This window comes from Hephaestia mangrovi (genome assembly GCF_019880555.1).
Taxonomy (GTDB): Bacteria; Pseudomonadota; Alphaproteobacteria; order Sphingomonadales; family Sphingomonadaceae; genus Sphingomonas; species Sphingomonas mangrovi.
The window spans coordinates 161,567-181,627 of sequence record NZ_JAINVU010000006.1 but is presented as its reverse complement, the minus strand read 5'-3'; the positions used below and the strand labels follow the sequence as shown (position 1 = coordinate 181,627).

At 68.1% G+C, this 20,061-nt stretch carries 19 protein-coding genes; 8 read left to right on the top strand and 11 right to left on the bottom strand.

Features of this window, described 5'->3' with window-relative positions; all coding sequences use genetic code 11:
• Positions 1-18 precede the first annotated feature (18 nt).
• The gene (locus tag K7G81_RS14560; RefSeq protein WP_223031539.1) at positions 19-822 is read left to right on the top strand and encodes a universal stress protein; all 804 of its coding nucleotides are present in this window, start codon (positions 19-21) and stop codon (positions 820-822) included.
• A gap of 222 nt (positions 823-1,044) precedes the next feature.
• On the opposite strand, the gene K7G81_RS14555 is transcribed toward K7G81_RS14560, so the two are convergent.
• The 7 genes from K7G81_RS14555 to K7G81_RS14525 form a co-directional block, all read right to left on the bottom strand.
• Complete coding sequence (locus K7G81_RS14555) at positions 1,045-3,699, bottom strand: bifunctional acetate--CoA ligase family protein/GNAT family N-acetyltransferase (protein ID WP_223031538.1); 2,655 nt, start codon at positions 3,697-3,699, stop codon at positions 1,045-1,047.
• A 130-nt stretch (positions 3,700-3,829) separates the two neighbouring features.
• The gene (locus tag K7G81_RS14550; protein ID WP_223031537.1) at positions 3,830-4,480 is read right to left on the bottom strand and encodes a BON domain-containing protein; all 651 of its coding nucleotides are present in this window, start codon (positions 4,478-4,480) and stop codon (positions 3,830-3,832) included.
• Positions 4,481-4,557: 77 nt separating this feature from the next.
• On the bottom strand, positions 4,558-4,965 hold the full coding sequence (locus K7G81_RS14545; RefSeq protein ID WP_223031536.1) for a response regulator: 408 nt from the start codon (positions 4,963-4,965) through the stop codon (positions 4,558-4,560).
• A 72-nt stretch (positions 4,966-5,037) separates the two neighbouring features.
• The gene (locus K7G81_RS14540; RefSeq protein WP_223031535.1) at positions 5,038-5,655 is read right to left on the bottom strand and encodes a response regulator transcription factor; all 618 of its coding nucleotides are present in this window, start codon (positions 5,653-5,655) and stop codon (positions 5,038-5,040) included.
• Positions 5,652-7,157, bottom strand: coding sequence for a PAS domain-containing sensor histidine kinase (locus K7G81_RS14535; RefSeq protein WP_223031534.1), 1,506 nt, complete (start codon positions 7,155-7,157; stop codon positions 5,652-5,654). Before K7G81_RS14535 ends, K7G81_RS14540 begins: the two co-directional genes overlap by 4 nt.
• A complete protein-coding gene (locus tag K7G81_RS14530) occupies positions 7,154-7,603 on the bottom strand; it encodes an ion channel (protein WP_223031533.1) in 450 nt (149 codons plus the stop codon). Before K7G81_RS14530 ends, K7G81_RS14535 begins: the two co-directional genes overlap by 4 nt.
• A gap of 82 nt (positions 7,604-7,685) precedes the next feature.
• Complete coding sequence (locus K7G81_RS14525; protein WP_223031532.1) at positions 7,686-8,354, bottom strand: NAD(P)H-dependent oxidoreductase; 669 nt, start codon at positions 8,352-8,354, stop codon at positions 7,686-7,688.
• Positions 8,355-8,649: 295 nt separating this feature from the next.
• Between K7G81_RS14525 and K7G81_RS14520 the strand changes: the two genes are divergently transcribed.
• The 7 genes from K7G81_RS14520 to fdhD are packed head-to-tail and all read left to right on the top strand — an operon-like array spanning position 8,650 to position 16,115.
• Positions 8,650-9,837: an MFS transporter gene (locus tag K7G81_RS14520; protein ID WP_223031531.1), complete on the top strand. Its 1,188-nt coding sequence runs from the start codon at positions 8,650-8,652 to the stop codon at positions 9,835-9,837.
• Positions 9,834-10,502 carry a TetR/AcrR family transcriptional regulator gene (locus K7G81_RS14515; RefSeq protein ID WP_223031530.1) on the top strand — a complete coding sequence of 223 codons (669 nt, stop codon included), beginning with the start codon at positions 9,834-9,836 and terminating at the stop codon, positions 10,500-10,502. Before K7G81_RS14520 ends, K7G81_RS14515 begins: the two co-directional genes overlap by 4 nt.
• A 15-nt stretch (positions 10,503-10,517) precedes the next feature.
• Positions 10,518-11,792: a D-arabinono-1,4-lactone oxidase gene (locus K7G81_RS14510; protein ID WP_223031529.1), complete on the top strand. Its 1,275-nt coding sequence runs from the start codon at positions 10,518-10,520 to the stop codon at positions 11,790-11,792.
• Between the two features lie 4 nt (positions 11,793-11,796).
• Positions 11,797-12,939 (top strand): DSD1 family PLP-dependent enzyme, encoded by a 1,143-nt coding sequence (locus tag K7G81_RS14505; RefSeq protein ID WP_223031528.1) that lies wholly within the window; start codon positions 11,797-11,799, stop codon positions 12,937-12,939.
• Positions 12,940-12,967: 28 nt separating this feature from the next.
• Positions 12,968-14,068, top strand: a complete 1,101-nt coding sequence (locus K7G81_RS14500) for an aminotransferase class V-fold PLP-dependent enzyme (protein WP_223031527.1) — start codon at positions 12,968-12,970, stop codon at positions 14,066-14,068.
• 57 nt (positions 14,069-14,125) lie between these two features.
• Positions 14,126-15,298 carry a PrnB family protein gene (locus K7G81_RS14495; protein WP_223031526.1) on the top strand — a complete coding sequence of 391 codons (1,173 nt, stop codon included), beginning with the start codon at positions 14,126-14,128 and terminating at the stop codon, positions 15,296-15,298.
• Positions 15,291-16,115: a formate dehydrogenase accessory sulfurtransferase FdhD gene (fdhD, locus tag K7G81_RS14490; protein WP_223031525.1), complete on the top strand. Its 825-nt coding sequence runs from the start codon at positions 15,291-15,293 to the stop codon at positions 16,113-16,115. Before K7G81_RS14495 ends, fdhD begins: the two co-directional genes overlap by 8 nt.
• Before the next feature lie 27 nt (positions 16,116-16,142).
• On the opposite strand, the gene K7G81_RS14485 is transcribed toward fdhD, so the two are convergent.
• The 4 genes from K7G81_RS14485 to mutM all read right to left on the bottom strand — a co-directional run bounded on the left by K7G81_RS14485 (position 16,143) and on the right by mutM (position 19,996).
• The gene (locus tag K7G81_RS14485) at positions 16,143-17,840 is read right to left on the bottom strand and encodes a sensor domain-containing diguanylate cyclase (protein ID WP_223031524.1); all 1,698 of its coding nucleotides are present in this window, start codon (positions 17,838-17,840) and stop codon (positions 16,143-16,145) included.
• A gap of 130 nt (positions 17,841-17,970) precedes the next feature.
• The gene (locus K7G81_RS14480; RefSeq protein WP_223031523.1) at positions 17,971-18,366 is read right to left on the bottom strand and encodes a DoxX family protein; all 396 of its coding nucleotides are present in this window, start codon (positions 18,364-18,366) and stop codon (positions 17,971-17,973) included.
• A gap of 96 nt (positions 18,367-18,462) precedes the next feature.
• Positions 18,463-19,152 carry an HAD family hydrolase gene (locus K7G81_RS14475; RefSeq protein WP_223031522.1) on the bottom strand — a complete coding sequence of 230 codons (690 nt, stop codon included), beginning with the start codon at positions 19,150-19,152 and terminating at the stop codon, positions 18,463-18,465.
• Positions 19,153-19,183: 31 nt separating this feature from the next.
• The gene (mutM, locus tag K7G81_RS14470) at positions 19,184-19,996 is read right to left on the bottom strand and encodes a bifunctional DNA-formamidopyrimidine glycosylase/DNA-(apurinic or apyrimidinic site) lyase (protein WP_223031521.1); all 813 of its coding nucleotides are present in this window, start codon (positions 19,994-19,996) and stop codon (positions 19,184-19,186) included.
• Positions 19,997-20,061 lie beyond the last annotated feature (65 nt).

Sequence of the window (20,061 nt, the reverse complement as noted above, 5' to 3'; positions counted from 1 at the left end):
CAGCCGAGGACGATGGCAATGAAGAACATTCTGCTGCTTGTGCATGACGATCCGGGTCAGGAGGCGAGGCTCCAGGCCGCGCTCGACGTGACACGGGCACTGGAGGGGCATCTCACCTGCCTCGACGTCGTGGTGATGCCGCCGGTGATGGGAATGGACGTCATCGAAACCGGCGCGACCTCCATGTTGCTGGCTGACGAGCGCGAGCGCGAAAGCGCCAACCGCGCGCGGCTCGAACAGCGGCTGGCGCATGAGGACGTGCCATGGAACTGGCATGACGTGGTGGGCAATTTCGAGCCGGCGCTGCGCAGTGCGGCGGACCTTGCCGACCTGATCGTGGTCAGCCGCCAGCTCGAAGACTTTCCGCTGCCCGACATGCGTCACGTCGCCGGAGACCTGGTGGTGAAATCGGGCAAGCCCGTACTCGCGGTGCCCGATTATGCCGAAGGCCTCGCGGTCGCCGAGACCGCGCTGGTGGCGTGGGACGGCTCGCACACCGCCGCCGCCGCGCTGCGCGCCGCCGTGCCGCTGCTGCAGCTTGCCGGCAAGGTGGTGGTGCTGCAGTTCAGCGAGCCGGACAATGACGCATTGGTCGAGGACGCGGCGATCTATCTGTCGCGCCACGGCGTGCATGCGGTGATCCGGCGCGAGCGCCCCGAAGGCAAGATCGGTGACGCGCTGATCGCGGAGGCGGCGAGCGGCCGCTACGCTTATGTCGTGATGGGCGGGTTCGGGCATCTGCGCTTCGTCGAAGGCCTGTTCGGCGGCGTCACCCGGACGATGCTGACCAAGAGCCCGATCCCGGTCTTCCTCGCGCACTAGGGCCGATCGCCATTCAGTTCTGGCGGGCTGCAAATGGCGGCTCTTACGCGCTTTCCGGTGCTCACGGACCTGTAGTCCGCTGCGCTCCGGGTCACGAAAATCCACCATTTTCGCGCCGCCACCTCCTGAATGTCGATCGACCCTGGGGTCAGGACCTATTCATTGCACGTTCGAGGCGCGTCGAAATGGCAAAGATATTGGGCCTGGCCGGGCGGCGGCGGCTTACTCGGCCGCCGCTTCTTCGGTCAGCCACTTGCGCACCGTCATCTCGCGCGAATCGCCCTCGCCGCGTACCTCGCGAAAGCCCATTTCGTGCTCGAGCGACAGTGCCGCCCGGTTGTCGGCGCTTTCGACCGATTCGACCGTTTCGATCCCCTCGGCGCGGGCATAGCGCAGGACGTGCTCGAGCAGCGTCCAGCTCGCGCCGCGATTCTTGAAATCGCGATGCACCGAGATCGCCACTTCGGCATGTTTGAGATCGGGATCGGCAGCCAGCGTCGCGCTGGCGATCAGCGTTTCGCCGGCAAAGGCCAGGAAGGTCATCGTCCGGCGATAATCGATCTGCGTCATCGCCGCGATCCGATCCGGCCCCACGTCGCGGATCGCCGAGAGGAAGCGGAAGCGCAGATCCTCGGGCGTGACGTGGTGGAAGAATTCGGCCAGCGCCTCGGCATCGGTCGGCAGCACCGGGCGGACGTGCATGCGGAGCTTCGAGCGGGTCTCGAGATCGGCGGTCCATTGCACCGGCACCGGGCGGATCACCGGCAGCACCGGCGCGTCGAGGCGGATCCGCGCGTCGAGCGCGATCACGCCATCGGGATCGACGATCAGCGGGTTGATATCGAGTTCGGCGATCTCGGGGAAGTCGACGATCATCGACGACACCGCCTCGAGCACCGCCACCACGGCGTCGACATTCGCCGCCGGCACTTGCCGATAGGCAGCGAGCAGGCGACTGACGCGGGTCCGGTCGATCATGTCGCGCGCCAGCGCCGCATCGAGCGGCGGCAGGCCGATCGCCCGGTCGCGCAACACTTCCACCGCCGTGCCGCCGGCGCCGACCACCAGATACGGGCCGAAGGTCGCATCGCGGGCAATCCCGACCAGCAGCTCGCGCGCATGCGGCCGGACGATCATCGGTTCGATCTCGAATCCCAGTATCGAGGCATCGGGGTGTTCGCGCGCGATGCGCGCACTCACCGCCTCGGCGGCGGTGACGGCGTCGAGCGGCGTCACCAGCCCGGTGACGACACCGCCGACATCGGCCTTATGGCTGATCTGCGGCGATACGATCTTGACGACATAGGGCGCCGCGAGGTCCGCGCATGCCGCCTCGATCCCGCCGATCGTGCGCGCAAACCGCGCCGGCGCGGTGGGGATGCCATAAGCGGCAAGCACCGATTTGGCCTCGACCGCATTGAGCACCTGGCGGTGTTCGGAGCGCGCCCCGACCAGCATCGCCCGCGCTCGTGAGCGATCGGCTTCGGCAATCGGCCGCAGCGGCGGAGTCCGGCGGAGAATGGCTTGCGCCTCGCGGGCAGCGAGCAAATCGCGAACGCCGCCGACGGCGCCCTCGATCGTGTCGAACAACGCGACGTCGCGGCGCGCACAGGCGTCGCGCGCCGCCGCGGCATGGCGCGGGCCGAGCCAGCAGCCGATCACCGGCACGCGCGGCCGCTCGGGCAGCACCTCGGCAAGCGCGGCCGCCGTGGCGGCGCCGTCGCCGATCGCGGTCGGGCAGTTGATCGCCAGCACCGCGTCGACGTCCGGATCCGCGCTCGCCGCCGTCACCGCTTCGGCAAACGCCGCCGCCGTGACATCGCCGCCGAGATCGACCGGGTTGGCGCGCGACCAGCCATGACCAAGCGCGGTGCCGATTCGATCGATCGTTGCCGCGCCGAGATCGGCAAGCACCGCGCCGGCGCCTGGCAAGGCATCCTCCGCCAGGATGCCGGGGCCGCCGCCATTGGTGACGATCGCGACGCGGTTACCGGCGATCGCCGGTGGCCGGGCAAGCACCTCGGCAGCGTCGAACATCTCGCTCAGCGTCTCGACCGTGACGATCCCGGCGCGGCGGAACGCGGCGGCGGCGACATCGTAGCTGCCGGTGATCGCGCCGGTATGCGACAGCGCCGCCCTGCCCGCGCCCTTGGTGCGGCCCGCCTTGATCGCGATGACCGGCTTGTCGCGCGCCGCGGCGCGCGCCGCCGACATGAATTTGGCGGGATTGGTGACGCCTTCGATGTAGAGCAGGATCGCCGCGGTGTGGCGGTCGGCGGCGAACAGGTCGATCAGGTCGCCCAGATCGACGTCGCTCATGTCGCCGGCCGAGACGATGCCGGAAAAACCTACCCGGCGATCGGTCGCCCAGTCGAGCATCGCCGTCACCAGCGCGCCGCTCTGCGAGATCAGCGCCAGCCGGCCGGGCGCCGCCGGGCTGGCCGCGAACGACGCGTTGAGGCCGACATGCGGCATCAGCACGCCCAGGCAATTGGGCCCGACGATGCGCAGCAGGTGCGGCTCGGCGGCGTCCAGCATCGCCTGGCGCAAGGCCGGGTCCTCATGCACACCCGAGCTGATGACCACGGCGACGCGGCACCCGCGCTTGCCGAGCGCGTCGATCACCTGCGGCACCGTCGCGGCGGGCGTGGCGACGATCGCCAGATCGGGGGTCCGCGCCAGCGTCTCGACCGAGCTGGCGCAAGCGATGCCGGGCCGCACGATCGGATGGAGATTGACCGCCTCGATCAGGCCGTTGAAGCCGCCCTCGACCAGATTGTCGAGGATCGCGGCGCCGAGCGTGCCCGATCGGTCCGATCCGCCGATCACGGCGATGGTGCGGGGATGGAGCAGCGGTTCGAGATTGCGGATGGTCATCGGAAAAGGCGCCTCGCAGCAAGTGATGCCCCCGGCATGCCCCGGCGCCGGCTCGCACTCTATTGGGGGAAATCCGTAAGCGGATGCCGCCGCGCCCCAGCGAGCGGGCGCGGCGGCTCGCCTGACAGGATCAGGCGATGACGATATTGTCCTCGATCCGCGTCACGCCGGGCGCGGCCCAGGCGGCGCGCTCGGCGACCTGGCGTTCGTGCAGGCTGTGGACCCGGCCCGACAAGCGCACGATGCCGTCGGCGGTGCTGACGTCGAGCCCGCCGGCGTCGGTATCGGCGGCGCGCTTGAACGCGTCGACGATGCGCTGCTTGACGTCATAGGCGGTCGGCATCTTGCGCACCTCGATCAGGTTGGAAACGCCGATCACGCCGGTGATCCGCCCGGCGGCGTTGCGCGCCGCCTCGCGCTGATAATGCCAATCGACGGTGCCGCCCAGCGTCACCCAGCCATGCTCGACCTTCACGGTGAGCTTGTCGTCGGGAATCATCACGTCGAACGCGAACATGTCGAGGATACGCTTGGCGATCTCGCCGTCGCTGGTCTTGGGGTCGCTGGCGAAGCGGACCTTGATCTCCTCGGCGATGCCACGCACGCCGGAGACGCGGCGCGCCGCCTTTTCGGCCGCCATCTTCTCGGCATAGCTCTTGACGAACCCGCTCAACGTAACGACGCCGCCGTTCACCGCGACACCGATATGGCCATGATCGATGCTCGGCTCCCAGGCGAGTTCGTCGAGCACGTCCTTCTGCAACTGGCTGTCGGTTTTCATGTCTGTCTCCTCGGGGGGTGTTGGAACCGTGGTTGACAGTGCGCGCGCCGGCGAGGCGACAGAATCGGGAGTTTCCCTTACGGTTGCCCATCGGGATGTTCGCCCAGCGCAACCAGCAGGTCGATCCCGCGCAGCGGCTTGGGCAGAACGGCCTCACACCCCTGGAGCCGCGCCGCCGCGACAAGCTCGGGCGACGGAAACCCGGTGATGACGACCGCTCGCCCGCGCCAGCCGCGCGCGCGCAATGCCGCCAGCAGCGAGACGCCATCGCCATCGGGCAAGCGCTGGTCGACCACGATCGCCGCCGCCTCGATCGCCAGCGCATCGGCGAGCACCGGCGCCGAGGACGCGAACGAGCGCACGTCGTATCCGCGCCAGTGCAGCATCAATTGCAGCGACCGGCGAACCGCATCGTCGTCGTCGACGACGATCAGGCGACGCCGCGCTTCCGGCTCGACCGTCGCGGCGCTGGTAACACTTGGCATGAACGCAACTCACTTCCCTGTTGGAAGCGACACCCTGCACGCAAACCGCCGCACTGGCGTTACGTATTGATCCTAGTCCTCGCCGATCCGGGCGGCGAAGGCGATGCGCAGCGCCTCGGACAGGCTACGCACGTCGAGCTTGCTCATCACATTGGCGCGATGCACCTCGACCGTGCGTGGGCTGATGCCGAGATCATAGGCGATCGTCTTGTTGGGATGGCCGCGGGCCAGCTCGCGCAGCACGTCACGCTCGCGCGGGGTGAGCGCGGCGATGCGGACCTTGGCCTCGCGCTCGGAGGCCGAGGCGGCGTCGTGGCGCCCCAGCGTCTCGGCGGCGCGGCCGATCGCATCGAGCAGGCTCGCCTTTTCGAACGGCTTTTCCAGAAAGTCGCTGGCGCCGTTCTTCATCGCCGTGACGGCGGTGGCGACATCGCCGTGACCGGTCAGCACGATCACCGGCATCGTCACGCCGCGATCATTGAGCTCCTCCTGCACTTCGAGGCCGTCCATATCCGGCATGCGGATATCGAGCAGGATGCAGCCGGGATCGAGATGCTTCACGTCCTTGAGCAGTTCGACTCCCGAGGCGAACGAGCGGACCTCGAACCCCGATGTCTTGAGCATGAAGCTGGCCGATCGCCGCACCGCATCGTCGTCGTCGACCAGATAGATGATCGTCTTCTCGCTCATGATTCCTCCTCGCCGGCAATCAGCGTGAAATTGAATGTCGCGCCCCCGCCTTCGGCCGGCTGGTGCCAGATCCGGCCGCCGTGCGCCTCGACGATGGTGCGGCAGATCGACAGGCCCAGGCCCATGCCGTCGCGCTTGGTGGTGGTGAATGCCTGGAACAGGTGATCGGCGACCTCCGGCGTCAACCCGGGGCCGCTGTCGCTGATCGTCACCCGCGCCATGCCGTCATCGGCCGGCGCGGTACTGATGTGGATGTCCCGCGTCGACGCATCGGCCAGGGCCTCGACCGCGTTGCGCAGCAGGTTCACCAGCACCTGCTGGATCTGCACGCGATCGACCACCACCAGATCGGCGGCCGGATCGAGATCGTAGAAGGTGCGGATGTTGCGCTCGCGCGCGCCGACCAGCGCGAGCCGCGCAGCCTCTTCGATCACATCCGTCAGATGCTGGGGGCGCTTTTCGATCTCGCCGCGCGCGACGAACTCGCGCAGGCGCCGCACGATCGCGCCGGCGCGCAGCGCCTCCTTGGCCGATTCGCTCACCGCTTCGTGCACCATCGCCCCGGTTTCGTCGGTCGGCTCGCCGATCAGGTCGCGCGCCGCCTCGAGGTAATTGGCGATCGCGGTCAGCGGCTGGTTGAGTTCGTGCGCCAGCGTCGAGGCCATCGTTCCCATCGCGCTCAACCGCGAGACGTGGATCAGCTCCGATTGCAGCTCCTTGAGCTCCAGCTCGGCGCGTTCCTGCTCGGTCAGATCGCGGATGAAGCCGGTGAAGATGCGGTGATCATCGGCCAGTGCCTCGCCGACCGCGAGCTCCATGGGGAATTCGCTGCCGTCGGCCCGGCGACCGACGACGATACGGCCGATGCCGATAATCCGGCGCTCGCCGGTCGAGAGATAGCGCTGGAGATAGCCGTCGTGCAGCTCGGCATCCTTGCTCGGCATCAGCATGTTGACGTTGCGGCCGATCACCTCGCTGGCGGCATAGCCGAACAGCCGTTCGGCCGCGGCGCTGAACGATATCACCGTCCCGCGCTCGTCGATCACCACCATGGCATCCGGCACGGTGGCGAGGATCGACTGAACATGGCGCACCGACCGTTCGAGCGCCGTCTCGGCAGCCTTGCGAGCGGTGATGTCGTCGACGCGATAGCCGAAGCCGTGCGACCGCCCGTCGCCATCGACCAGCGCCGCGATGTTGAGCGCGGCAAGGAATTCGCTGCCGTCACGACGACGCAGCCACACCTCCTTGCGCAGATGGCGGGCTTGCAGCGCCAGATCGCGATCACGCTGGACCGCGCCCACCACCTGATCCTCCGGCGAATAGAGGCGGTCGACCGTCTCGCCGATCATCATCGCCGGCAGCCAGCCGGTGAGCAGTTCGGCGCCGCGGTTCCAGCTGGTGATCGTGCCGTCTTGATCGACCAGGATCAGCGCACGGTCGGTCGCGGTCTCGGCGAAGATCAGATGCTGATCGAGCAGGCGCTGGTGCGAATTGTTCATGCCGGCTCATCCGCCAGCAGGCGTTCGACCATGCGGATGCGCCCGACGATCGCGACGAAGAAGGCCGTCGACCAGCCAAGCAGGATCACGCCGTTCGCTCCTTCGATCGCCCCCAGCACGCGCCAGCCGCGGGGCAGCACCAGATCGCCATAGCCGATCGTCGCATAGCTGGAGGTCGAAAAATAGAGGGCCGATTCGAGGTCGGGCAATGCATGCATGCGATAATAGACGAGAGCATAGAGCCAGATCTCGATCGAATGCAGGACGAACAGGCCATAAGCGGCGATCACGATCCCTGTCGCGGCATGAAACAGCAGGTTGGTGCGGGACGCGACGCGGCGATGGCGGCGCAACGCCGCGAGCAGGACCGCGAGCCCGGCGAGGTGGATGACGATCGTCGCGGTGACGATCGCGCTGGCGATCAGCAATTCGGTAAGGATCGGCACGGGCGCGGTCTCCGGAATTGCCCCCGCTTTTGGTCAAGGCGGGCCGGCCGACCCATTGGGGAAATCCCGTATAAGCGCCCGATCAGCGATTGCTCGGCCAGGCCGCCGGGTGCAGCGCGCGCTGGGCGCGCTCCTGATCGAGCGTCGCGCACAGGCCGATCGCTTCCTGCCGCACGTCCTCCAGCTTCTGAAGCACGAAGCGTTCTTTCAACCCGTCGACCACCGCATCGAAATGGCGCCGCTTAGTCTCGCGCATGGCGAATACGTCGGCCAGATAATTATCGAACGCCTGGCGCAGCGAGATCCACTGCCCCCGCTCGCTGAGCCACGGCATCGTCGTCGCCGACGAGGAAAAGGTCATCAGACGCGCGCCAGCCAGCAACGGATGCGCCTTGCCCGCCTTCACCTCGCGCGCGCCGAAACCCGCGCTCAGCACGCGATCGACATAGCCCTTGATGATTGCCGGCGGCGTCCCGAACCAGATCGGATAGACGAGCACCAGCGCGCGCACGCCTTCCAGCGCCGCGAGTTCGGCGGCCACGTCGGGAGCCGGCGTGCCGGCACCATAGCCGGGCCGCTCGTCGGCCTTGAGCAGCGGATCGAAACCGTTGGCATAAAGGTCGCGCACTTCGGCTTCTTGCCCGCAGGCGCGAGCGGTCGCGCAATAGGTCTCGGCGACCTGATGGTTGAAGCTCCCCGGCGCAGGATGGCCGAGCACGACAACATGGCGGATCGCGGGCTGATTGGTCATGACGCTATCTCGCGCCAGCCGGCCGGTTCGGCCATACGCAGCTATACTTAGAGCGCCCGCGACTCGCCGATCGCGCGATCCGCCGAATTAACAATAGTATTTGCTATTCATCCTTCGGTAGCAAACTCATCCTTTCTAATTTTATCTTTTAATTTCCGTATATTGATGGAATTTGCATAAACAATATCTTTTGCTATCTTCTCTCGCGTCAGGGAGAGGAACCTATGGCGATGAGAGAGAGCCTCGGCAGCGCCGTCTCGATCACGATGATCGGCACCGCGCAGGCGATCGCCGCGTGACGGCCGCCCCGGCGGCGGATGAGCGCAGATGGCTCGGCACACCGCCCTCGACGACCGGGATCGCCGCAACCCTGTTCGCCGGCGTGGCGGGGATCATGTTCGCCGGCGTCGGCCCATTGCTGCTCGGCGCGCTCGAACGCGAGGGCCGGCTCAGCGCGGCACAGATCGGGCAGGCCGGTACGCTCGAATTGCTCACCATGGGGCTCGCCGCCGGGCTGACCGGCATATTGCTGGGCACGCGGCGGTTGCGGCAGCTGACGATCGTCTGCGGGCTGATGATCGCGCTGCTCGACCTCATGACGATGGCATGCGGCGGGTGGACGCTGGTCGCCGTGCGCGGGCTGGCCGGGGTGCCGAGCGGCGCGCTGATCTGGCTGATGACCGCGATGATCGTGCGCGCGCCGCGGCCTGAACGCTGGGCGGCGATCTATCTGACGGTGCAGACGCTCGCGCAATTCCTCGCGGTGGCCGCGCTGGGCGCGTGGGTGGTCCGCCCGTTCGGCGCCAATGGCGGCTTCGCCATGTTGGCGGCGACGGGCGCGATGACCGCGCTCGCCGGCTTCGCGGTCCCGCGCGCCTTCGCGCCGCTGCCCGTCGCCGCCGACGAACCGAGCGGGTTGCCGGCGCCACGCGGGCTGGCGGCGCTGGGGGCGGCCTTCTGCTTCAACGCGGCGATCCTGGCGGTGTGGATCTATGTCGAGCCGCTGTCGCGCCAGGCCGGCCATCCCGCGGGCACCGCCAGTGTGGCGTTGTCGCTCTCTCTTGCCGCGCAAGTGACGGGCGGCACGCTCGCCACGCTTCTTGCCGGGCGACTGCGCTGGCTACCGGCGTTGCTGGCATCGCAGGCGGCGATGGCGGCGCTGATGCTGCTGTTCGCGCAATTGCCCGATGCCAATGCGTTCCTCGTCGCATCCGCGCTGTTCGGCGGCTTGTGGATGTTCGCCGCTCCCTTGCTGACGCCGCTGGCGATCGCGGCGGACCCGACGCGCCGTGCCGCCGTGCTCGGCTCGGGCGCGGCGCTGTTGGGGTGTAGCACGGGGCCACTTCTCGCCTCGTTCGTGGTCAGCGACGGCGACGTGCGCGGCGCCGCGCTGCTCGGCGCCGGCGTGATGGCAGCGGCGATCGCGATCGTCCTTGCGGTGCACGCGACACGCCGCCGCGTCGTGCTCACACCGGCGGCATGACCGGCACCCGCCCCCCCCGTCGCGCCGCCAAACGCACCGCGACGCCGCCGCTCGCCACCAAGCTGCGCCCCAGGCAGGCGCGCGCGCAGGACACGTTCGAGCTGATCCTCGAAACCGCCGGCCAGTTGCTTGAACGCGTGGGGTTCGAGCAGCTGACGACCAACCTGATCTGCACGGCGGCGGGGCTGTCGCCGCCCGCGCTCTACCGCTATTTTCCGAACAAATATGCCGTGCTGAAGGAGCTCGGCGACCGCCTGATGCGCGCGCAGGACGACGAGGTGATCGCCTGGGTTGACGCCGGCGGGCTGACCGGCGCGACCTTCGAGGAACGGCTCGCCAAATCGCTGGCGATCCACGAGCGGATGGTGGACATCCAGCGCAATTTCCCCGGCGGGCTGGCGATCGGGCGGGCGCTGCGCGCGGTGCCGATGCTGCAGAACATCCGCTTCCGCTCGCGCGACATGGTGGCTGCACATTTCTTCAAGCACATGCGCGATCTCTATCCCGCCACCGACCCGCGCCGGCTCGAGGTGGCGACGCGCATGACGATCGAGCTGAGCTACGCCGCGATGGAAATGGTGGTCGAGGAACCCGATCGCGATACCGACATCATCAACAGGGAAGTGAGCCTGCTGTTCGCGCATTATTTCGCGACCTTCAGTTAGCGAGAGGAGGACCGGATGGAATGGCATAACTGGTCGGGAAGCGTCGCGGCGCGGCCGCAGGCCATCGTGGCACCACGCGACGAAGCCGAGTTGCGCGCCGCCGTCACCGCTGCCGCCAAGGTCCGCGTGCGCGGCGCGGGCCATTCATTCATGCCCCTGTGCGAGACCGGGGGCACGCTGATCGACATGGCCGATTACGCCGCCGCGATCGAGATCGCGCCCGATCGTGCGAGCGCCTGGGTGCCCGCCGGCTGGAGCCTGGCGCGGCTGACCGAAGCCTTGTGGAACGAAGGGCTGTCGCTGATCAATCAGGGCGACGTCAATCCGCAGTCGCTGGCCGGTGCCACCGCCACCGGCACCCATGGCACCGGCAAGGATCTCGGCAGTCTCTCGACCCAGGTGACCGGGTTCGAGCTGATGCTGGCCGACGGCAGGCTGGTCCAGTGCGATGCGACGACCAATTCCGATCTGTTTCAGGCGCAGCGCCTGTCGCTCGGGCTGCTCGGGGTCGCGACGCGCATCCGCATCGACCTGCTGCCCGCCTATCACCTGGAGGAGCGTATCGAGAGCCGCCCGCTCGGCGAGATCGCCGAACGCTGGCAGGAGCTCGCCGCCGCGACCCGCCATTTCGAATTCTTCGTCTTTCCCTATGCCGATCACGTGATCTTCAAGAGCCTGCATCCGACGCCGGATGATGGCGGGTTGCAGCGATCGACCGATATCGACGAGCGCCCGTTCCGCATCGCCTGCGAGATCGCTCGAAAGGCGCCGTTCACCATCCCGACGCTGCAACGCCTGATGATGTGGGCGAGCCGCAAGCCTTCCCGGCGGACCGGCCCGGCCTGGCAGATCTTTCCCGGCGAGCGCACCATCCGGTTCGAGGAAATGGAAGATGAACTGCCCCGCGCCGACGGGATGCCGACACTGCTCGAGGCGATCGACTATATCCGGCGGAAGCACCTGCCGGTCGCCTTTCCGTTCGAATTCCGGCTGGTGGCGGGCGACGATATCTGGATGTCGCCGTTCAACCGCGGCCCGGGCGCGTCGATCTCGTTCCACCAATATGCCCGGATGCCGTGGCGTGACCTGTTCGCCGAGATCGAGCCGGTGCTGCGCGGCGCCAACGGCCGCCCGCATTGGGCGAAGCGGCATACGCTGAACGCGGCGGAGGTTCGCACGCTCTATCCCAAGGCGGACGCCTTCCTGAAGGTGCGCAGCGACGTCGATCCGTCGGCCAAGTTCGTCAACGCCGATCTCGCGCGGCTGTTCGATATCGCGACAAGGAGCTGATGCCATGACCGACGAGGAACTCCACCGCCACCTGGTCGGGCGCCAGGGATCGCGCCGCGATCTCAACACGCCGGTGCTGGTGGTGAATCGCGACGCGCTCGATCGCAACATCGCGCGGATGGCCGATTTCGCCGCCGCCAATGGATTGAAGCTGCGCCCGCACGCCAAGACGCACAAGAGCGCAGACATCGCGCGCCGCCAGATCGCGGCGGGCGCGATCGGCCAATGCTGCGCCAAGCTGGGCGAGGCCGAGGCGCTGGCCGACGCGGGGATCGCGGGGTTGCTGATCACCTCGCCGGTGATCTCCGCGCCGGCGATCGAGCGGCTCGTCGCGCTCAACCAGCGGTGCGACGGGCTGATGTGCGCGGCCGACAGCCTCGCCGGCGCGCGCGCCATCGCCGCGGCGGTCACCGCGCATGACGGGCAGCCGCTCACGCTGCTGATCGACGTCGATCCCGGCATCCACCGCACCGGCGTTGCCAGCGCCGAGGCGGCGGTCGAGCTGTTCCGCGCGATCGAGGCCGAGCCGGCACTGCTTTACGGCGGCGTGCAATATTATTGCGGCGCCCAGCAACATATCGAGAGCTTCGCCGAACGCGAGGCGGCGATCCGCGAGCGCGCCGACTATCTCCGCACCGTCCTCGCCGCCTTGACCGAAGCGGGCGGCGCGCCCCCAATCGTTTCGGGCGGCGGCACCGGCACGCACCGGATTGACGCGACGCTGGGCCTGTTCACCGAGCTGCAGGTCGGCTCCTACATCTTCATGGACGATCAATATCGCGTCTGTGCCCTGACGGCTGAGGGCGAAATGCCGTTCGAGACCGCGCTCACGATCGACACCCGCGTCATCAGCGCCAATTCGCCCGGGCTGGTGACGGTCGATGCCGGCTTCAAGTCGCTCGCCACCGACGCCAAGCCGCCACTGGTCGCCGATGGCGCGGCCGAGGGCACGGTCTATTTCTTCATGGGCGACGAACAGGGCGCGCTGGTGCACCCGGCCGGCGATCTGCCCGCGCTTGATGCGATGGTGTCGCTCGGCGCGCCGCATTGCGATCCCACCGTCAATCTCTATGACACCTATCATGTCGTGAGCGGCACGACGCTGGTCGACCTGTGGCCAGTGACGGCGCGCGGGCGATCGCGCTGAAGGATGATGCCCTCCGGGGAGTAAGTGAATGAAATCGCTGTTCCACGTCCCGGCGAAAGGGCCCTATCTCCTCGCCCACAGCGTCGGTTGCCAGCCGCTGGGAACGCAGGAACGCCTCGCTCGCGACTTCCTGGCGCCGTGGCGCGACACCCCCGATGCCGTCTGGCAAAACTGGCTCGACACGATCACGGCGTTCCGCGAGGCATTGGCCACGCTGCTGGGCGGAGACGCCGCCGATTGGTGCCCGCAAACCAGCATTTCCGGCGCGATCTCCCGATTCCTCTCGGGCATCCCGGTCGCGCCCGGCCGCAGCGTCGTGCTCGCCTCGCACGAGGCGTTTCCCTCGGTGGGCTTCGCGCTCGCCGGGCTGGCCAGGCTGGGGCTGCGGCTCGAGCTGATCCGCGGCGCGCCCGACCGAATCGATAGCTGGGCGCGGCTCGCCGATCCCGATGTCGCCGCGGTCGTGCTCACCCATGTGCATTCGAACAGCGGGCGGATCAGCCCGGTCGCCGAGCTTGCCGCCCGGGCGCGCGCCCATGGCGTGCTCACCGTCGTCGACATCGCGCAATCGGCCGGCATCCTGCCGATCGACGTCACGGCCTGGCCGGTCGACGCCGTCGCCGGCACCTCGCTCAAATGGCTGTGCGGGGGGCCGGGTGGCTGTTTCCTGTGGGTTTCGCCGACCATCGCCGCGCGGATCGAACCGGTCGAGCGCGGCTGGTTCTCGCACCGCGACCCGTTCGAGATGGATATCGAGCATTTCCTGTTCGCCCCCGACGCGCGCCGCTTCTGGGGCGGCACGCCGAGCATCGCGCCCTATGTCTCGGCACGCGAAGGCCTCGATCTGATCGGGCGGATCGGCGTCGACGCGATCAGGGCGCACAACCTGCGCCTCGCGCGACGCTTTCTCGATGCCGCGAGCGGCGTCGCCGCGCCGGCCGCTGCGCTGGAGGAGCGCGGCGGCACGCTCTGTCTCGAGCTTGGTGCCGAGGCCGAAGCCGCGCTTGCCGCCGCCGGCGTCCAATGCGATCGCCGCGGCAAGATCCTGCGCTTGTCGTTCGGCGCGTGGAACGACGAGGCCGATGCCGAAATCGCCGCGCGCGCGGTTTCGGGTGTCGTTTCGCATTAGGCCGGGCGAACGAGCGCACCGTTTCGGCGTCGCTGAAACAAGGTCTAAAGAGCCGCCATGGACAATGCTCATCGATTCGAAGACTGGATTCGCGGCCCGTTCGTCGCGATGAACACCGAGCTGGAGAATATCTATTTCGCCCAGCCCGACCGGATGGCGGTCGAAAATGTCGGCGCCGGGATCAAGCAGGCGCTGCGTGACGAGGGCCGCGCGCTGATCGTGCCGCTGCTGGAGGAAGGCAAGACCGGCGACGGCTTCGTCAATGCGTTCGGCGTGCTCGGCAATGTCGGGCTCTATATGGGCGCGATGCGGCGCCACGAGCTGACCCATCCCGATCGTGAGGATCGCTCGCCGTTCGAGGAGGCCTCGGCACTGGCGCTGCATATCGGCGTGTCGATCGGCATGGCGCCGCGCTTCGCCACCGCGCATCTGGCGACGCACAACCCGGCGGTTCAAGGGCTGCGCAAGAGCTTCACGTCGTTGCCCGACGAGTTCCTGTTCATCGACGAGAACACCCGCGGCATCCTCGCCTTTCAATGCGCCGCCGATGCGTTGAACCGCATCGTGCCACTGGGCGTGACCAGCCCGGTCGCCGATGTGTTGTACCAACAGGCCAGGCATGCGCTGTCGGACGTGATCCGGGTCAACGATCGCCTGTTCGAGAACCTCGATATCGATCGCTTCTTCTTTTCCGTCCGGCCCTATTACAAGCCCTATCGCGTCGGCCGCCAGGTCTATCGCGGCGCCAATGCCGGCGATTTCGCCGGGATCAACGAGATCGATCTGATGCTCGGCCTGTGCCGCGCCAACGACCCCTATTATTCGCAGCTCCTGCACGAGAAGATGCCGTTCATGCTGCCGTCCGAGCAACGCCGCCTCAACGCGTGCATGAGCCGGCGCAGCCTGCTCGACGACCTTCTGCTGCTGCTCGACGATCATGCGACGGCGCCCTGGTTCAGGAACAGCGTGCGGCTGTTCCTCGAGGTGTGCGATCTGTTCGCGGCGACCGCGCGGCAGCATCACGATCAGCTCGTGCGCCGTTTCATCGAGCAACCGAGCGACAATCTCAGCCAGGCCAATCTCTCGGGCATCACCGCAAGCGGCCCCGCGCTCGATGCGCTGATCCGCTCGCTGGAAAAGCTCCGCGACTATCGCTGTGCGGCGGATCGGCCCGACGTGCCGACCCGCCACCGCGATCTCGCGCGCCTGCGCGCAGCAGTCGATGGCTGAGCCCCGCGACCCCGACGATGCCTGCTTGGTGACGCTCGACGTCCGCCGGCTGGGCTTTGCGGATCGCGACGATCGGGCTTTGAGGCGAGACGTGCCGATCGAGGCGCCCGTCGCGATCGAGGTGTGCGGCATCGGCTATGCGGTAATGATGGCGACGCCCGCCGATCTCGGCGATTTCGCACTCGGCTTCGCGCTTGCCGAAGGGTTGATCGGCACGGCCGGCGACTTGATCGAAACCGATATCCACGCGGTAGAGGGCGGCTGGATCGTGCGCCTCACGCTCCCTCCCGAAGCGAGCGAACGCGTGCTGCGGCGCGCCCGCGCGCGCGTAACGGAAAGCAGCTGCGGGCTGTGCGGGATCGACAATATCGACGAGGTGCTGCGGCCGCTGCCGCCGGTCGCCGCGCGGATCGAGACCGATCGTGCGGCAATCGCCCGCGCTCTCGCGACGCTCCGCGATCATCAGCCGCTTGGCCGCGCGACGGGCGCCGTCCATGCCGCCGCCTTTTGCACGCCCGGCGGCGAGATCGTTTGCGCGCGAGAGGATGTCGGCCGCCACAATGCGCTCGACAAGCTGATCGGCGCCATCGCGACCGCGGGGATCGATGCGGCCACGGGCTTCATCCTCCTGTCGGCGCGGTGCAGCTACGAGCTGGTCGAAAAGACCGTCCGCGCCGGTTGCCCGCTGCTGGTGACGATCTCGGCGCCGACCAGCCTCGCCGCCGAGCGCGCTCGCCAGGCCGGGCTGACGCTGGTGACGCTCGCTCGTGCCGATTCGGCATTGATCGTCGGCGACGATCGCGGCACCATCGCCTGACGTCGCCGCGCGGCGGTTCGGCTGATATCAGCCGGCCCCCCGCCCCAACGCGGGATCGCCCGTGATCCGGGGCGCCGGTCCATCGCGATGATGGATCACCCGATTCCGGCCGCCATGCTTGGCGGTGTAAAGCGCGATATCGGCAGCTTCATAGAGCGTTTCGAAATCGTCCCCCGGCCCCATCTCGGCGACGCCGATGCTCGCCGTCACGCGCCGGTTGCCGATGATCGCGCGGTGATCGCACGCGGCGATCTCGCAGCGGACGCCGTCGGCGAATCGGGAAAGCGCGAACCCGCCGATGCCGGTAATCAGCAGCGCGAACTCCTCGCCGCCCAGCCGCGCCACTGCGGCGGTGCGGCTCTCCCAGCGCCTCAGCCGCGCCGCCAGTGCGCGCAGCACCGCATCGCCGGCACGATGGCCGTGCGCATCGTTCACGCTTTTGAAACGATCGACATCGATCAGCAGCAGCGCCACCGGCGCCTGCTCGCGCGCTGCCACCGCGATCAACCGGGCGACGCGCGCCTCGAAGCCGCGGCGATTGCACAGGCCGGTCAGCGGGTCGCGCTCGGCATGTTCGACGGCGATCGCCTCGGCCTCGCGCGCCTCGTCGCGCTCGATGCGCAGGCGCGCCAGCGATCGGGTTGCGGCGTACGACAGCCACACGGTCTGCCAGGCGCCGGCAAAGAGCACCAGGATCTGCGCGCCCCCGCCCCACAGGATCGTGCCGACATCGGTCACTTGCGTTACGGCCAGCGCAAGCATCGGTACCGACCAGGCCCAAACGAGATCGCGGGCCTGCACGCTGCCGCGCCGCCAAGCCCAGGCGAGGCTCAGCGCCACCGCGGCAAGATCGGCCAGCACCAATATCCCCAATAGCGTCGCCAGCCCCTCGATCGCGTGCCCGCGCACCAGTGACGTCGGAATGCCCACGACGCCTACTGAGACGCCAATACCGACCAGCATCCGCGACATCTGCCGCGGCAGCGCGGTACGGCCGAGGAACGTCGCCGCGCTGATCGTCGCCAGCGCGATGGCAAGGCAGGCCAGGAAGGTGCAGGTCTGCGCCGCCACCGTTCCCGCGATGCCGGGCGCCAGCGGCAGCTCGAGCTGCGACCAGATCACGCCCCATAGCAGCATGCACGCGGCCCAGGCGCCGTGCCACGCCAGGAAGCGATGGCGAATCATGACCGCCAGCGACGCATTGTAGATCGCGCCGATCAGCAGCAGCGTCAGCGCGACGCCGATCAGCGCCGCCAGCATCGCCGACTGGTTTACCGCCGCGCCGCGCCCGACGATACGCATCTGGAGTAGATCGTGACTGGCTAGCCGGTCGAACCGCAATGTCATGCCGACAAGGGCGGCATCACGCACCGGCGCTTCGAACGCGATCTGCCCGCCCGGGCGCCAGTGATCGCCGAACCCGCCGCTCGTCACCTGCTGCCACGAGACATGGCCATCGGCATAGGCAAAGCCGACGGCGAGGCGCGAGAAACGGCTCTGGCGCACCAGCAGCACGGCATCGCGATCGTTGGATGCCAGTTGCCGCGACTCGACGTGCAGCCACAAGGTTCCGCGCTGATATCCGGCAGGTGCGCCACGACACGAGAATCGCGCGGGCGGCGGCGCATCGAATCGGCCGGGCGTCGCCGTCACCGCATGGCACAGCGCATTGACACGCAGCGGCGCCGCGGCAGCCGCCATGGGCCACCACGCGCCGATCATCATCACAATCGCCAGCAACAGCCTGACGCCGAAAATGATACTCTCCCGCCCCGGTCGAACGATAGGTTCGCCTGTGCATCAAAGGGGTGAGGAAAGCCTTACCACGGCTCGGATCGGCTGACGCCGAGCCGCGTCAGGAGCGTTTCAGCATGCGATCCGCGCTCCACGCGCCAGGCCCCGCAACGGCGATGTAGAGGAAGATGAAGCAGAACAGGATCGCCGCGTCGCCCCCGTTCAGCCCCGGCCAGAAGCCCTGCGGCGCGTGCGCGATGAAATACGCTACCGCCATCTGCCCCGAGCAGATGAAGGCGGCGACGCGCGAGAACAACCCGATCGCCAACAACAGACCGCCGATCACCTCGATCACCGCCGCGCACAGCAGCAGCATCGGCAGCGGATCGGGCACGCCCGGCTGCGGGCCGGGGAAATGCAGCAGCTTCATCAAGCCGTGCTCCATGAACAGCAATGCCGCCATGATCCGCAACAGGCTGAGAACGCGGGACTGCCAGGTCGTCGCGATATCGTCCATATCCGCCTCCGTTCGATCGGCCATTCCATAGCGGCAAACGGCGCCGTCGGTATGGCTAGTTTCGGAGACTCAATGTTTCCGCAACGCGGCCCGCGATCATCGGCCGGCCGCCGCGTAGGCGCGTGACGATACCTCATCGAGGTGGCGCAACAGGTCCGCCGGGTCTTCGTATACGCGCAGCGCCCAGCTACGTTCGAGCTCGTCGGCGCCATAGCCGCCCGACAGCAAGCCGACGCCGAGCGCGCGGCATCGCGCCGCGGCAAGCATGTCCCACACGCTGTCGCCGACGACGATCGCATGTTCGATCGGCACGCCCAGCCGCCGCGCAGCCTCGACGAACAGGTCCGGATCGGGCTTGGCGAAGCGCACCTGATCGCGCGTGACGACGACGTTTGCCTCCGGATCGACGCCCAGCGCCGCGAGGTTGACCGCCGCCGTCTCGATGCGCCCGCTGGTCGCGATCGCCCAGGGAACCCCCGTCGCGGTCAGCGTCTCGAGCAGCTCGCGCGCGCCGGGCAGCGGCGCCACATCGACCGCCAGCCGGTTATACGCTTCGGCATGGCGGGCGCGCAGGCGGCCGATCATCGCATCGTCGATCGGCCGGTCGATCTCGCGCAGCAACTGGTCGGCGAACAAACCGCCGCTCATCCCGATCTTGCGGTGGATGCGCCAGATCGACAGCTCGATCCGCTCGCTCCTGAGCGCCTCGTGCCAGGCCAGCACGTGCTGATAGACGCTGTCGACCAGCGTGCCGTCGAGATCGAACAGAAAGGCGTTCTGGACCATTCTTGTCTCCTTTCGCATCTTTGTCGCCGGTTCACCGCTGGCAGGCGGGGCACCAGAAGGTCGATCGGCCGCCTTCGACATAGCGTTTCACGGTGCCGCCGCAGCCGCACGGCTCGCCTTCGCGGCCATAGACCTGGAACTGCTTCGAGAAATAACCCAGTTCGCCGTCGGGCCTGGCATAATCGCGCAAGCTCGATCCCCCCGCCTCGATCGCGGCGTTGAGCACCAGATGGATCGCCTCGATCAGCCGCGCCAGCCGCGCGGGCGCGATCTTGCCCGCCGCGCGCTTCGGCGAGATCCGCGCCTCGTACAGCGCTTCGCAGACATAGATGTTGCCGAGCCCGGCGACGATCCGCTGGTCAAGCAGCATCTGCTTGATCGACGCGCTGCGCCCGGCCAGCGCGGCGGCCAGATACTCCGCCGTCAGCGCCGGCCCGAGCGGCTCCGGCCCCATCGCCACGAACGGCGGATAATGCGCCAGCTCATCGCTCGCCCACAGGTCGACCGACCCGAAGCGGCGTGGATCGTTGAGCGCGACGCGGCGCCCCTCGCCGGTATCGATCACCAGATGGTCGTGCGGCAGCAGCTCGCCGGGATCGACCCGCCAGCGCCCCGACATGCCGAGGTGGAAGATCATCGTGTCGCCGCGCGACGTATCGATCAGCCCGTATTTGGCGCGCCGGCCGAGCCCGGTCACCGTCGCGCCGGTCAGCCGCTGGCCGAGATCGTCGGGGAATGGCCGCCGCAGATCGGGGCGGCGCAGCTGCACCGTGGCGATCCGCTGCCCGTCGAGCACCGGCCGCAATCCGCGCACGGTCGTCTCGACTTCGGGCAATTCGGGCATGACCGGGCTCCGGGCACCAGCGGAGGAGATTCTCGGGCCGGCCCTACGTTCAGTTTGCTCCCCTC

Bases quoted from the DNA above. Each gene is read 5' to 3' on its own strand.
- K7G81_RS14475 (WP_223031522.1), bottom strand. From the start codon at position 19,152: ATGGTCCAGAACGCCTTTCTGTTCGATCTCGACGGCACGCTGGTCGAC.
- K7G81_RS14500 (WP_223031527.1), top strand. From the start codon at position 12,968: ATGAAATCGCTGTTCCACGTCCCGGCGAAAGGGCCCTATCTCCTCGCC.
- K7G81_RS14510 (WP_223031529.1), top strand. From the start codon at position 10,518: ATGGAATGGCATAACTGGTCGGGAAGCGTCGCGGCGCGGCCGCAGGCC.
- K7G81_RS14550 (WP_223031537.1), bottom strand. From the start codon at position 4,480: ATGAAAACCGACAGCCAGTTGCAGAAGGACGTGCTCGACGAACTCGCC.
- fdhD (WP_223031525.1), top strand. From the start codon at position 15,291: ATGGCTGAGCCCCGCGACCCCGACGATGCCTGCTTGGTGACGCTCGAC.
- K7G81_RS14505 (WP_223031528.1), top strand. From the start codon at position 11,797: ATGACCGACGAGGAACTCCACCGCCACCTGGTCGGGCGCCAGGGATCG.
- K7G81_RS14515 (WP_223031530.1), top strand. From the start codon at position 9,834: ATGACCGGCACCCGCCCCCCCCGTCGCGCCGCCAAACGCACCGCGACG.
- K7G81_RS14485 (WP_223031524.1), bottom strand. From the start codon at position 17,840: ATGATGATCGGCGCGTGGTGGCCCATGGCGGCTGCCGCGGCGCCGCTG.
- K7G81_RS14545 (WP_223031536.1), bottom strand. From the start codon at position 4,965: ATGCCAAGTGTTACCAGCGCCGCGACGGTCGAGCCGGAAGCGCGGCGT.
- K7G81_RS14560 (WP_223031539.1), top strand. From the start codon at position 19: ATGAAGAACATTCTGCTGCTTGTGCATGACGATCCGGGTCAGGAGGCG.
- K7G81_RS14535 (WP_223031534.1), bottom strand. From the start codon at position 7,157: ATGAACAATTCGCACCAGCGCCTGCTCGATCAGCATCTGATCTTCGCC.
- K7G81_RS14480 (WP_223031523.1), bottom strand. From the start codon at position 18,366: ATGGACGATATCGCGACGACCTGGCAGTCCCGCGTTCTCAGCCTGTTG.
- K7G81_RS14525 (WP_223031532.1), bottom strand. From the start codon at position 8,354: ATGACCAATCAGCCCGCGATCCGCCATGTTGTCGTGCTCGGCCATCCT.
- mutM (WP_223031521.1), bottom strand. From the start codon at position 19,996: ATGCCCGAATTGCCCGAAGTCGAGACGACCGTGCGCGGATTGCGGCCG.
- K7G81_RS14495 (WP_223031526.1), top strand. From the start codon at position 14,126: ATGGACAATGCTCATCGATTCGAAGACTGGATTCGCGGCCCGTTCGTC.
- K7G81_RS14540 (WP_223031535.1), bottom strand. From the start codon at position 5,655: ATGAGCGAGAAGACGATCATCTATCTGGTCGACGACGACGATGCGGTG.
- K7G81_RS14555 (WP_223031538.1), bottom strand. From the start codon at position 3,699: ATGACCATCCGCAATCTCGAACCGCTGCTCCATCCCCGCACCATCGCC.